This is a genomic window from Pseudosulfitobacter sp. SM2401 (assembly GCF_042932805.1).
In the GTDB taxonomy this organism is placed as follows: Bacteria; Pseudomonadota; Alphaproteobacteria; order Rhodobacterales; family Rhodobacteraceae; genus Ascidiaceihabitans.
In genome coordinates this window covers 70,809-83,123 of sequence record NZ_CP170633.1, presented here as the reverse complement: position 1 = coordinate 83,123, position 12,315 = coordinate 70,809, and the positions used below count along the sequence as shown (strand labels likewise).

Here is a 12,315-nt window from a genome sequence, read left to right as displayed (position 1 = left end):
CAACCCGAATGTCAGGCCAGCATCGGCTCTGAGGCAGGCATACCATTTGCCAGAAGTGCCCCGCCACCGGGGGCAATCTCGGTCAAATTGAGATTGCGCAGGATCTGTCGTGTCGTTGCAACGGCGGCAGACATGGTTGGCAAGCCGGAAGCCCGTTCGATCATCTCGATGGACGGTAAGGATGGCATTTGCACGCATGCTGAGGCGACGATTGCATCCACGCCGCGCAGATCCAGCTTGCGCCACAGTTCTGACGGGGCGGTTGGATCTTGGGATGCCACTTCAAGGTTGTCAGGGATTTCGAGGGCGAGGAAATCTTGCACTTCGATCCCTTCGTTTTCGATGTAGTCGACAACCATTTTTGTCAGCGGGCGCATATACGGGCAGATGATCGAGACCTTCTTCACGCCCATTTCTTTAAGCCCGTCAATCAATGCACCTGCGGAGTTCAAGACAGGCGTAGGGCATCCATTTCCAGCCGTCGCCTTTTCCAGTTTTTCACGCGATGCACGGTGATAGCCAAGTCCCATGGACATGATCGCAACGAGGCAAGCGTAGGCTTGTACTTCAACCGCAGCATCTGACAATTCAGTGGCGCACCGCACGCTATCGGCGTCCATCGCCTCCAGTTCCTCTTTGACGACGCTCTTCATGCGCATGCGCGAGGAATGGAATGTGAAACGGTCAGGCAATATGGTCTCGCGGGCTTTTAAAAGTGCCGGAATTTCGGTTTCCATGGTGACGTTAGAACTGGGAACGATCAGGCCAACGCGGCGGTATTTTGTTGCAAATGTCATTTGTTTTCCTTTGGGTGTTGGGGTTAAAGCGCCGGGCCCATGACAGCTTCGGGCAGCCAGGTTGCGATGCCGGGGAAGACGCACAGCAGGACAATGGCGAACAACATGCAGCCCACGAACGGCAGTGATCCCATCAAGATCGTGCGCAAAGATATGTCGGGTGCGATGCCGTTGATCACATATAGGTTCAGGCCAACGGGTGGTGATATCAGCCCGATTTCCATGTTGATTGTCAGGATCACCGCGAACCAGATCGGATCAAACCCTGCTGTTGTGATGATTGGCAACAAGATCGGTGCCGCCATCAAAATCACGGCGACGGGTGGCAAAAAGAAACCCGCGATGATCAAGAAGATATTCACCGCAATCATCAAGACCCACGGGTTTACGTCCAATGTCCCGATCCAAGTCGCAATGCTCTGGGTGATCGTCAGGCTAGAGAGCATGTAAGAGAACACACCAGCAGCGGCGATGATGAACAAGATCATCACGCTTTCCTTGGTGCTTTCTTGCAGGATGCTCCAGATTTTGCGGATGTCGTAGAGTTTGTAGATTACGATTGCGACGGTCAGGCAAAGAAGCGCTCCGACGGCTGCGGTTTCGGATGGTGTCGCAACGCCGCCGTACATAGCATAAAGCACACCGATGATGATGCCGACGAAAGGTAGAACACGCGGTAACACCTCAAACTTTTCGCGCCAGCTGTAGCTGCGTGCGCTCATCAACGCCATGTCGCCAGATTTCCAAGTGGCGTAGATCGACCATGCCATAAACAAGGCGACAAGCATCAGACCCGGGAAAACGCCGGCCAGAAAGAGGCGGCCAATCGACGTCTCGGTTGCGACGCCGTACACGATCATGGTGACCGAAGGCGGGATCAAAATACCAAGCGTGCCCCCTGCGGCGATCGAACCGGTTGCGATGCCTTCTGGATAGCCGCGCTTTAGCATCTCCGGGATGCCCATTTTACCGATGGCCGCGCAGGTTGCAGGGCTAGATCCGGACATTGCCGCAAACAGCGCACAGGCCCCAAGATTAGAGATCACGAGGCCGCCGGGAACACGTGTAAGCCAGCGTTCCAGTGCTTCGTACAGATCTGCCCCTGCCCGCGTCGAGGCAATGGACGAACCCATGATGATGAACATCGGGATTGAAAGCAGGGCGAAGCTGTCGAGTTTGCCAAAGAAGATTTCAGGCATCAATTCAAGCGACCGCATTCCGTCGAAAACAACCAGAAAGCCCGCCGAAACGATAAGCAATCCAATGCCGACAGAAACGCCAGAAAACAGGACGAGGATTGTAGAGATGCCAACAAGGGCACCAAGAAGAAGCGGATCCATGGTTATCCCTCCAAGCCAAATGGCGTTTCAGATTTGATGAGAAGCGCCACAAGGTCGGCGATCAATTGCAAGAGCAACAGACCAAACCCAAGCGGCAACGAAAGGTAAGGGATCCACAATGGTACAGCGGTCACTGTGTCTGATGTCCAACCGCGCGCCCAAGCAAAGTGCCAATGCTCATAGCCGTAAAACACCATGATAGCCGTGATCACGATCGACAGGCTCAGCGTTAGAACTGCCAGAGCAAAGCGCACGCGGCCTTTCAGCGCCAAGGGGATCAGATCTACATTCACATGACCGCGTTGGAACTGAACAAACGGCAGCCCGATCAAGGTTGCCGCGATGACGAGAAAGACGACGTATTCTGTTTGCCAAACGGTCGAGCCATTCAGAACAAAACGGATAAAGATCATCTGGCAAGTCAAGAATACCGCCGCGAGGATCATGAGTGCAGCGCACCAACCCGCGACGCTGGAAATGTTCTGTACGGTGCGAACGAATGTGTTTTCGCTCTTTACCCTGTGGACAGGCGAAGGGGCATGGCTGGCCATGTCGATCTTCCTTTTTTTGGGACTTTAGAAAGCTCCGGGGCGCGCGCAGGCGTCCCGGAGCGGCTGGATCATTCGACGGCGAGGGCGAGATCAAGCAATTCTTGACCGCCCGGAACGTCAGCCACGAAGGCTGCGTAGGACGTCTTGTTGGCGATGGCTTGCCATGCGGCAAAGTCCCCTGCTGTCATTTCAGCAATCTCGACACCGGCCTCGCGGAAAATATCAACCGACTTGGCGTCTTGCAGCTTGGCTTGCTCAAGATAGTGCGCTTCGGCCTTTTCAGCAGCGGCCCGCAGAGCCGCCTGTTGTTCGCCAGACAGTCCCTCGAACGTCGATTTGTTCATCAACAGCGGCTGATACAAAAACCAAAGCGCGATGTCTGCGGCAGGCGTGTAGCACTTGACCTGTTCAAAAATGCGGTAAGAGACAAAGGACGAAGACGACGTGTTCGCCGCATCCAGAACACCGGTTTGCATTGCAGAGTAGATCTCGGACGAGGCCATCGATGTGATCGACGCACCAGCACCCACCAGCATTTGTTCAAAGGACTTGCCGGCTGCTCGGGTTTGCAAACCGACAACGTCAGAAGGCTTGGTTATGCAGGTGTCTTTGCCCACAAAACCACCGGCAAGATAGCCGTGGACTAGAACCATCACATCGTCTTGCGCCATCTTTGCCTCAAGAGCGTCCATGAACGGCGACTGGCTGAGACGAGCTGCGTGATCGTGATTTTTCACCAAGCCCGGCATCAGCGTCAGGTTAAAGGATGGCTGCTGGCCGCCTGCGTAGGACAGTGGAAAGACCGTCATATCCAACTGACCGCGTGAAAGCGGGCGATATTGCTCGCGTGGTTTGAACAGTGATTTTGATGGAAAGATCGTGATTTCTAGATCAACCCCTGCTGCGGCGACTTCGTCAGCAACGATCTGCGCCACTTCATGACGGACATCGCTTGTTGACCATTGATGCGACAAGCGCAGTTCTTCGGCCTGTGCGGTACCTGTCGCAAGTAAGAGTGAAAGTGCTGTTGTCTTCAGAAAATTTTTCATTTTGGTTTCTCCCTATGGATTCTTACTAGTCTTATATGTATACATATATCAACCAAAAAGATTCATATAGCGGCCTTTTTACTGGTACACTCTTCACGAACCCCCTATGGAAACTGCCGGAAGGAGCCATAATGGTACGTGCATCAGACAAGCTTATTGAGCAGCTAAAACATGAAATTTTCAGTGGCTTGCTCAAGCCCGGCGATCAGCTTGAAGAGGCTGATCTAGCGAACCGCTTTGGTGTCAGCCGGACACCCATTCGCGAAGCGATCAGATCGCTTGTTGAATGCGGGTTGCTCGAAACACGCCCGCGCAAAGGCGCAATTGTGCGGGTTTTGTCTGCAAAAGAGTTAAACGACTTGTTCGAAGTGGCGGCCGAGCTCGAGGGCATGGCCTGTCGTTTGGCAAGTGAGTTGCTGACGCAATCCGGCAAAAAGGCGATTAAGGCAGGGCTAGAGCTTTGCCGATCTGCAGCCGATGCGGAAGACATTCCCGCCTACGCGAATGCAAACCTGACCTTTCATGCGGCGATCCATGAGGCCAGTGGCAACGCATGGCTGGTGGATCAATTGGATCAAATACAAGCCCGGATAAATGTGTACCGCCTGATGCCTTACGAAGCGGTTGGTCGGTTGGAGAAGTCGCTAGAAGAGCACCAGGAGATTAGCGAAGCGGTTCTTGCCAAAGACGGCATTCGCGCAAACACCCTCATGCGGGACCACATGATGCTACAAGGCTCCCGTCTCCCGGGTCTTTTAAAAGCGCTTGGGTAAAATAGCTGAAATTGCGCTGGGCATTTGGTCTGGCGCTGTTCTTTTGGCCAATCTTTAGCACTCAGTATGAGGTTGAAAGTGGCGACAGATCCGTCGCGCGACGGCTGGCCGCGACGGGCCGGAACTGCGGGATGCTGGGCTACGTTCAGATGACGGCGACATCCCATAGCGGACATTCTCGGGGTTCTTTTTGTACCGTACTCGGTCGATTCTCGGGGTCAGCTTGGTGCTAATAAAGAGCGGTGAAACCGGCCACGTTCAGCGCTGCCGCAAAGCATTTTGTTTAAGTAAACTTTCGAAATAGCTTTGTCTGGTCAAACATATCTTCCAAGGTTTCCATTCTATCCTTTGTTTCATCCCAATTTAGGTTTTGAACTGACGATATCATGGTCTCGATCAACAACATCGTCGTCGTCACAGAATCCCAAGCCGAGGGCACAATAATCCGACAACTCAGGCTAAATTCTGCCAAGTGATGCACGGGCGAGCGCCATTGATCCGTAAACAATATGATCTTTGCACCACGCGCATGTGCCATCTCAGCGAGCTTTAGGGTGTTGTTCTCGTATCTGCGGACATCAAAAATGCAAAAAACATCCCCCTCTTTGGCATTCAAAAGATAGTGCGGCCAGGTGTTTGAGGTCGATTGCACATGGGTCACACCCGCACGAATGACCTGCATGTGCATAAAGAAATACTCGGCCAGCGTATGGGTGATGCGGCCGCCAACAATATAGAGATGGCGCTTTTGATCGGCGACAAGACCGCAGGCCCTGTCAAAAGCAACAGGATCAATCTGGCCAAGCGTCAGGCGGATATTGTCGATGACGGCGTCCGTGAAACGGTTCAAAAGATGTTCTGATGGCGCCGCTTCTGCCCATGTGTCGTGTTTGGCGATGGGGTCTTTTACTTTGGCGCGCAGTTCTTCACGCAGTTCGGCCTGAAAATCGGGATACCCTTTGTAGCCAAGTTTTTGCACCATCCGCGCGACTGTCGGAACCGAAACATTCGCATCTTTCGCCAAAGCCGTCAGCGGACCGAGGCCAGACGCCGGATAATTTTCAAGAATCGAAAGCGCCAACTGCCGCTCTGCACGGGTCAGATCGTCCAGCTTTTGCTGAATGCGGTCAGATATTGTGTGTGTGGTTTCGCTCATCCATCTCTCAATTTTGTTATTTTTATACCAGAACGATCCGTCCTGTAATATTAATTTACAAGAGTGTTGACTTTTAACGTGTCTGAGAAGCACCATGAGATCAAGGAACTTAAATGAACCCTGCTAAACCGACATCACCCAAGGACTCTGTAAGGATGTTCAACGCAAAGGGATCATCCCCTGTGGTGGTGGTTTGTGAGCATGCAAGCGCCTTTATCCCAACCAAGTATAGCGACCTCGGCTTAGCGGGTGACGCGTTGCAAAGCCATGCGGCGTGGGATCCAGGCGCGCTGGCCTTGGCCAAAGGGCTGTCGGTGCGTTTGAATGCAAAGCTCGTCACATCCGGCGTGTCGCGCCTTGTCTATGACTGCAATCGTCCTCCATCGGCCCCTGATGCGATGCCCTACCAGAGCGAAGCAATCACAGTTCCGGGAAACCGGAACCTGACAGCGGCGCAACGACAAGAGCGCGTGGAAGATTACTATGAGCCGTTTCGCGCCGCTCTTGCAGAAACAATTGCCGCCACCGCGATGGCAGTCATCGTGACAATCCACAGTTTCACGCCAATTTATCACGGTAAAACGAGAGCCGTAGAAATCGGCGTCTTGCATGACAGTGATGCACGCCTCGCGGATGTCATGTTGGACAGGGCGCACCATCATACGGACAGGTTGGTTGCGCGCAACGAACCCTACGGGCCCGAGCATGGCGTCACGCACACCTTGAAAGAGCACGCGTTGGCGAACGGGCATTTGAATGTCATGCTAGAGGTGCGCAACGATCTTATTCAAGAGGCCGATCAACAAGAAAAGATGGCACAGTGCATTGCCAGTTGGCTGTCAGATGCGCTGGCCCGTTTGCAGATCGAAGGGGTGGTGCAATGTCAGGCATAATGCAGCGTTATATTCGTGCAATCGACGCGATCAACTACCGACTAGGTCGCATTGTGATGTACGGCATCTTCCTTTTGATGGGCATTTTGCTTTGGTCCTCTGTCAGCAAAACCTTTTTCCTTCCGTCGCTCTGGACGCTGGAAATGGCCCAGTTTGTGATGGTCGCGTATTATATTCTAGGCGGGCCGTATTCGATCCAGCTTGGCTCAAATGTGCGAATGGATTTGCTCTATGGTGAGTGGTCCGTTCGCAAGAAAGCATGGTTTGATTTGATCACCGTGCTGTTCTTGATCTTCTATCTCTGCGTTTTAATCTACGGGGCTGTCAGCTCAACGGCCTATTCACTGGGGTATTGGGGCAAGGAACCGTTTTCATTCTTTGGCGGGCTTGTCACGGGCACGCAAGAGATCGGTCGCGTGGAGCGATCTTCAACCGCTTGGCGTCCCTACATGTGGCCCATCAAATCAATCATGATCTTGGGAATGACCCTGATGCTGCTGCAATGCGTTTCAGAACTGTTCAAAGATGTTCTGCGGCTCAAAGGCGAAAAAACCTGATGTCATACGAATTAATCGCCACCTTAATGTTCTCTTCCATGATGCTGATGCTGCTGACCGGGCAACGTGTTTTTGGGGCCATCGGGTTTATTGCCGTTGTCGCAGCCTTGTTGTTGTGGGGCGACAAAGGGGGCTTTGACATCGGGTTTTCAGCGGCGATGAAGCTGATGAAATGGTATCCGCTGCTGACGCTGCCGATGTTCATTTTCATGGGCTATGTGCTGTCAGAAAGCAAAATAGCCGACGATCTTTACAAGATGTTCCATGTCTGGATGGGTGGCCTGCGCGGGGGGCTTGCGATTGGCACAATCGGCCTGATGGTCCTGATTTCAGCGATGAACGGGCTGAGTGTTGCCGGCATGGCTATCGGCTCTACCATTGCCCTGCCCGAGCTGTTGAAACGTGGCTACGACAAGCGAATGGTCACGGGGGTCATTCAGGCGGGGTCCAGTTTGGGCATCCTTGTGCCGCCCTCTGTTGTTTTGGTTCTTTACGCGATGATTGCGCGTCAACCGGTGGGTCAGCTTTGGTTGGCTGGTGTCATCCCGGGCCTGATGATGGCGAGCCTGTTCGTGATTTACATCGTCGTGCGTTGCCGGATCAATCCGGTGTTGGGGCCCGTTTTGGATGAAAGCGAACGCGATATCCCGCGCGCTGAAAAGCTGCGCCTGCTGCGTGCAGGCCTGCTGCCAGTCGCAATTTTTGCGGTGATGATGGTGCCGTTTGTGAATGGTTGGACTTCGCTGGTGGAAAGCTCTGCGATTGGTGCGATGGCTGCCTTTGTGGCGGCTGTCCTCAAGGGACGTATGACCCGCGAAGTGTTCGAAAATTCGGTCCGCAACACTTTGGGTATCACGTGCATGTTTATGTGGATCATTCTGGCGGCCCTCGCCTTTGGGGCTGTGTTTGACGGGCTTGGTGCGGTCAAAGCGATCGAAGCCGTCTTTACCGAACGCCTCGATCTCAGCCCGTGGACGATCCTGATCTTGATGCAACTTAGCTTTATCCTGATGGGTACATTCTTGGACGACACAGCCATGCTGGTCATTGTCGCCCCGCTTTATGTGCCTTTGGTGGGCGAGCTTGGGTTTGACCTGATCTGGTATGGCATCCTTTATACGATCACCACGCAGATCGCTTATATGACGCCGCCCTTTGGCTATAACCTGTTCTTGATGCGCGCCATGGCACCGCCTGAAATCTCGCTGCGCGACATCTATTCGTCGATCACACCCTTTGTGCTGATCATGGTCTTTGCACTTGTCTTGGTCATGGTCTTTCCGGGCATCGCAACCTGGCTGCCCGATTACGTTTACAACAAACCATAGAGAAACCACCGCCAAAGTGGTCGAAACCCAACCAAGGAGAAAAGACATGACTTCAAGACGTAAGTTTATCCAAGGCGCGGCTGTTATTCCGGCTGCAGCACTGGCAACGCCAGCATTGGCGCAAAGCACTATCAAATGGCGGATGCAGACCTATGCGGGTGCCTCGCTGGCCGCAGAAGTAATCGTTCCGGCGATTGAAATGTTCAACAAGATCGCGGGCGACCGTATGCAGATCGAATTGTTCTTTGCCGATCAGTTGGTCCCGACGGGCGAGTTGTTTCAGGCCATGCAGCGCGGTACGATTGATGCGGTTCAATCGGATGACGACTCTATGGCGTCACCCACCGAAGTGACCGTATTTGGCGGGTATTTCCCGTTCGGCTCGCGTTACTCTCTCGATGTGCCTGTGTTGTTCAACCAATATGGTTTGAACGAAATCTGGGATGAAGAGTATTCCAAAGTAGGCGTAAAGCACATCTCGGCCGGTGCTTGGGATCCTTGCCACTTCGCGACGAAAGATCCGATCCGGTCATTGGCCGATCTTAAAGGCAAGCGCATCTTTACCTTCCCGACAGCTGGCCGTTTCTTATCCCAGTTCGGGGTTGTTCCGGTGAACCTGCCTTGGGAAGATATCGAAGTGGCGGTTCAAACCGGCGAACTTGATGGCATCGCATGGTCTGGCATCACCGAGGACTACACCGTGGGGTGGGCCGATGTGACCAACTATTTCCTGACCAACAACATTTCGGGCGCTTGGGCGGGATCATTCTTTGCCAATATGGACCGTTGGAATGAACTGCCAGAAGATCTGCAAACGCTGTTCCGCGTCTGCTGTGACCAGTCACATTACTATCGTCAGTGGTGGTACTGGGGCGGCGAAGCCGACCTGCGCGTCAACGGATCCAAGATGGAACTGACATCCATTCCAGATGAAGAATGGGCAACAGTTGAATCCGCAGCCCTGGAGTTCTGGGAAGAAATCGCAGCTGAGTCTGAAGTGAAACGCCGTGTTGTTGATATTTTCAAGAAATACAACGCGGATATGGTTAAGGCTGGACGGCCTTACCGTTACGGTTAACACTCTTGCAGGGGCCGTCGCACGCGGCCCCTGCACCCGCATAAGAATGGAAATAGAATGCTAAGTTTTGAAGACCTGAAAACCCGCGTTGCTGATGGGTCTATTGATACTGTTCTGACCTGTCTGGTGGATATGCAAGGACGACTGATGGGCAAGCGTTTTCATGCGCAGGCCTTTGTGGAGAGCGGGCATGCCGAAACACATTGCTGCACGTACTTGCTTGCAACTGATTTAGAGATGGCCACGCCAGATGGCTATGCCTCGACCAGTTGGGAATCCGGTTACGGCGACTATACGATGAAGCCCGACCTGACGACCCTGCGCCTTGTGTCGTGGCTCGACGGTACAGCGATGGTGCTGTGTGATGTGATGGATCATCATGGGCACCCGATCACCCATTCACCGCGCGCGATGCTGAAAAAGCAAATCGCACGCCTGACCAAGTTGGGATTCAGCGCCACTATGGCGACAGAACTGGAATTTTTCCTGTTCGAAAAAAGCTTTAGCGAAATCGCGAAAAGTGGCTTTCGCGATCTGGCGCCAATCAGTGACTACAACGAAGATTATCACATCCTCCAGACCACCAAAGAAGAAGGCGTGATGCGCCCACTGCGCAACCACCTTTATGCGATGGGCATTCCGGTCGAGGGGTCCAAAGGTGAAGCAGAGGCAGGGCAGGAAGAGCTGAACATCAAATACGCCGACGCTTTGGCCTGCGCTGACCACCATTCGATTTCAAAACACGCGGTCAAAGAAATCGCCTGGCAGCAAGGACACGCGGCGACGTTTTTACCCAAATGGAGCCATGAACGCGTCGGGTCATCCAGCCATGTGCATCAGTCGCTTTGGAAAGACGGCAAACCGGCATTCTTTGACCCTGACCGTCCCAATGGCAAATCCGAACTGATGGATCACTACATGGCGGGTCTGATCAAATACGCCGCTGATTACACCTATTTCATGGCACCTTACGTCAACAGCTACAAACGCTTCGCCAAGGGTTCGTTTGCGCCAACACGGATCATCTGGTCGGTCGACAATCGCACTGCAGCCTACCGTTTGTGTGGCGAAGGCAGCAAGGCGATCCGGGTTGAGTGCCGCATACCGGGATCTGACATGAACCCCTATCTCGCGCAGGCTGCAATGCTGGCGGCAGGCATCAGGGGGATCGAAGAAAAGCTGGCTCTGCCCGCCGCGTTTACGGGTGACGCTTACGAGGATACAGCCTCGGCGCACATTCCCCGGAACCTGCGCGACGCGAAAGAAGCACTGCTTGGATCGGCCATGCTGCGCACAGCGATGGGGGACGATGTGATTGATCATTACGCCCGTGCCGCTGAATGGGAACTAGAAGAATTTGACCGCGTTGTCACCGATTGGGAAATCGCACGCGGTTTTGAAAGGGCTTAATCACTATGACTGTCACCTGTATTTCGCCCATCGACGGGTCTGTTTATGCGACCCGTGAAACCCTAACGCGCGCGGATGCTGATGCTGTGGTTGCCCGCGCAAAGGCAGCCCAAACAGACTGGGCCGCACGCCCATTGTCCGAGCGGATTGCGCTCGTCCAAGCTGGTGTTGCTGCAGTGGGCGCAATGAACGATGACATCGTTCCAGAAATCGCATGGCAAATGGGCCGGCCTGTCAGATATGGCGGCGAATTTGGCGGCTTTAACGAGCGTGCCAGCTACATGGCCGACATTGCCGAGCAGGCGTTGGCTCCGATCGTGGTCGAAGACAGCGATGCCTTTCGCCGTGTCATAAAACGTGTGCCGCACGGATTGGTGCTGGTCGTCGCCCCGTGGAATTATCCGTATATGACCGCGATCAATACCGTTGCCCCGGCCCTGATCGCAGGCAATTCGGTGATGCTGAAACATGCCTCACAAACACCTTTGGTTGGCGAACGGATGGCAGCGGCGTTCCATTCTGTTGGCATCCCCAAAGACGTGTTTCAAAATGTATTTCTGGATCATGCAACCACATCGGCCCTGATCGCAGAGCGCGCTTTCGGCTTTGTGAACTTTACCGGATCAGTGGCTGGCGGCAAAGCGATGGAAGCGGCTGCATCGGGCACGTTCACCGGCGTTGGTCTTGAACTGGGCGGCAAAGATCCGGGTTATGTGATGGAAGACGCTAATTTGGACGCCGCGGTTGATACGCTTATCGATGGCGCGATGTTTAATTCCGGCCAGTGTTGCTGCGGAATTGAACGGATTTACGTCCATGAGAGCCTGTTTGAGGCCTTTGTTGAAAAGGCCGTGGCAATCGTAAATGGCTACACGCTTGGCAACCCGTTGAACCCTGAGACCACCCTAGGTCCGATGGCACACGTACGGTTTGCCGACGAGGTGCGCGCGCAAACGGCCGAGGCGATAGCAGATGGGGCAAAAGCCCATATCGCAGAGGCGGATTTCCCCGAGGACACTGGTGCCTATCTGATGCCACAAATCCTGACAAACGTGACCCATGACATGCGGGTGATGCGCGAGGAAAGCTTTGGTCCGGTCGTTGGTATCATGGCTGTCAAAGACGACGCCGAAGCGATCAAGCTGATGAACGACAGCACCTTTGGGCTGACTGCATCGTTGTGGACACAGGATGCCGCCCGCGCCGAGGCCATCGCCGATCAAATCGAAACAGGCACTGTGTTTATGAACCGCGCTGACTACCTTGATCCTGGCCTGTGCTGGACGGGATGTAAGGACACAGGACGCGGCGGCGGTCTGTCTGTGATCGGCTATCATAACCTGACACGCCCAAAATCATACCACTTGAAGAAAGCCTGACGAA

Annotated in this window: 12 protein-coding genes; 7 read left to right on the top strand and 5 right to left on the bottom strand. The window is 53.9% G+C overall.

Going from position 1 to position 12,315, the window contains the following annotated elements; genetic code table 11:
* Positions 1-11: 11 nt before the first annotated feature.
* From ACFIO0_RS00435 to dctP, 4 genes are all read right to left on the bottom strand, one after another.
* Positions 12-797, bottom strand: a complete 786-nt coding sequence (locus ACFIO0_RS00435; protein WP_390912550.1) for an Asp/Glu racemase — start codon at positions 795-797, stop codon at positions 12-14.
* Positions 798-820: 23 nt separating this feature from the next.
* The gene (locus tag ACFIO0_RS00430) at positions 821-2,137 is read right to left on the bottom strand and encodes a TRAP transporter large permease subunit (RefSeq protein WP_390912548.1); all 1,317 of its coding nucleotides are present in this window, start codon (positions 2,135-2,137) and stop codon (positions 821-823) included.
* Between the two features lie 2 nt (positions 2,138-2,139).
* Positions 2,140-2,688: a TRAP transporter small permease subunit gene (locus ACFIO0_RS00425; RefSeq protein ID WP_390912546.1), complete on the bottom strand. Its 549-nt coding sequence runs from the start codon at positions 2,686-2,688 to the stop codon at positions 2,140-2,142.
* A gap of 68 nt (positions 2,689-2,756) precedes the next feature.
* A complete protein-coding gene (dctP, locus tag ACFIO0_RS00420) occupies positions 2,757-3,737 on the bottom strand; it encodes a TRAP transporter substrate-binding protein DctP (RefSeq protein ID WP_390912545.1) in 981 nt (326 codons plus the stop codon).
* A gap of 131 nt (positions 3,738-3,868) precedes the next feature.
* On the opposite strand from dctP, the gene ACFIO0_RS00415 reads away from it, so the two are divergent.
* A complete protein-coding gene (locus tag ACFIO0_RS00415) occupies positions 3,869-4,510 on the top strand; it encodes an FCD domain-containing protein (RefSeq protein ID WP_390912543.1) in 642 nt (213 codons plus the stop codon).
* 283 nt (positions 4,511-4,793) lie between these two features.
* On the opposite strand, the gene ACFIO0_RS00410 is transcribed toward ACFIO0_RS00415, so the two are convergent.
* Positions 4,794-5,666: an SIS domain-containing protein gene (locus tag ACFIO0_RS00410; RefSeq protein WP_390915383.1), complete on the bottom strand. Its 873-nt coding sequence runs from the start codon at positions 5,664-5,666 to the stop codon at positions 4,794-4,796.
* 155 nt (positions 5,667-5,821) lie between these two features.
* Here ACFIO0_RS00410 and ACFIO0_RS00405 point away from each other — a divergent pair, with 155 nt between their 5' ends.
* From ACFIO0_RS00405 to ACFIO0_RS00380, 6 genes are read left to right on the top strand one after another with little or no spacing between them, the layout of a single operon-like run.
* Positions 5,822-6,559, top strand: a complete 738-nt coding sequence (locus tag ACFIO0_RS00405; RefSeq protein WP_390912541.1) for an N-formylglutamate amidohydrolase — start codon at positions 5,822-5,824, stop codon at positions 6,557-6,559.
* The gene (locus ACFIO0_RS00400; protein WP_390912539.1) at positions 6,547-7,116 is read left to right on the top strand and encodes a TRAP transporter small permease subunit; all 570 of its coding nucleotides are present in this window, start codon (positions 6,547-6,549) and stop codon (positions 7,114-7,116) included. The genes ACFIO0_RS00405 and ACFIO0_RS00400 overlap by 13 nt, the downstream gene beginning before the upstream one ends.
* Positions 7,116-8,444, top strand: a complete 1,329-nt coding sequence (locus ACFIO0_RS00395; RefSeq protein WP_390912537.1) for a TRAP transporter large permease subunit — start codon at positions 7,116-7,118, stop codon at positions 8,442-8,444. Before ACFIO0_RS00400 ends, ACFIO0_RS00395 begins: the two co-directional genes overlap by 1 nt.
* Positions 8,445-8,490: 46 nt before the next feature.
* A complete protein-coding gene (locus ACFIO0_RS00390) occupies positions 8,491-9,522 on the top strand; it encodes a TRAP transporter substrate-binding protein DctP (protein ID WP_390912535.1) in 1,032 nt (343 codons plus the stop codon).
* A gap of 57 nt (positions 9,523-9,579) precedes the next feature.
* A complete protein-coding gene (locus ACFIO0_RS00385) occupies positions 9,580-10,932 on the top strand; it encodes a glutamine synthetase family protein (protein ID WP_390912534.1) in 1,353 nt (450 codons plus the stop codon).
* 5 nt (positions 10,933-10,937) lie between these two features.
* Complete coding sequence (locus ACFIO0_RS00380; RefSeq protein ID WP_390912533.1) at positions 10,938-12,311, top strand: aldehyde dehydrogenase family protein; 1,374 nt, start codon at positions 10,938-10,940, stop codon at positions 12,309-12,311.
* The last annotated feature ends 4 nt before the right edge of the window (positions 12,312-12,315 follow it).

Bases quoted from the DNA above. Each gene is read 5' to 3' on its own strand.
- ACFIO0_RS00435 (WP_390912550.1), bottom strand. From the start codon at position 797: ATGACATTTGCAACAAAATACCGCCGCGTTGGCCTGATCGTTCCCAGT.
- ACFIO0_RS00430 (WP_390912548.1), bottom strand. From the start codon at position 2,137: ATGGATCCGCTTCTTCTTGGTGCCCTTGTTGGCATCTCTACAATCCTC.
- ACFIO0_RS00425 (WP_390912546.1), bottom strand. From the start codon at position 2,688: ATGGCCAGCCATGCCCCTTCGCCTGTCCACAGGGTAAAGAGCGAAAAC.
- dctP (WP_390912545.1), bottom strand. From the start codon at position 3,737: ATGAAAAATTTTCTGAAGACAACAGCACTTTCACTCTTACTTGCGACA.
- ACFIO0_RS00415 (WP_390912543.1), top strand. From the start codon at position 3,869: ATGGTACGTGCATCAGACAAGCTTATTGAGCAGCTAAAACATGAAATT.
- ACFIO0_RS00410 (WP_390915383.1), bottom strand. From the start codon at position 5,666: ATGAGCGAAACCACACACACAATATCTGACCGCATTCAGCAAAAGCTG.
- ACFIO0_RS00405 (WP_390912541.1), top strand. From the start codon at position 5,822: ATGTTCAACGCAAAGGGATCATCCCCTGTGGTGGTGGTTTGTGAGCAT.
- ACFIO0_RS00400 (WP_390912539.1), top strand. From the start codon at position 6,547: ATGTCAGGCATAATGCAGCGTTATATTCGTGCAATCGACGCGATCAAC.
- ACFIO0_RS00395 (WP_390912537.1), top strand. From the start codon at position 7,116: ATGTCATACGAATTAATCGCCACCTTAATGTTCTCTTCCATGATGCTG.
- ACFIO0_RS00390 (WP_390912535.1), top strand. From the start codon at position 8,491: ATGACTTCAAGACGTAAGTTTATCCAAGGCGCGGCTGTTATTCCGGCT.
- ACFIO0_RS00385 (WP_390912534.1), top strand. From the start codon at position 9,580: ATGCTAAGTTTTGAAGACCTGAAAACCCGCGTTGCTGATGGGTCTATT.
- ACFIO0_RS00380 (WP_390912533.1), top strand. From the start codon at position 10,938: ATGACTGTCACCTGTATTTCGCCCATCGACGGGTCTGTTTATGCGACC.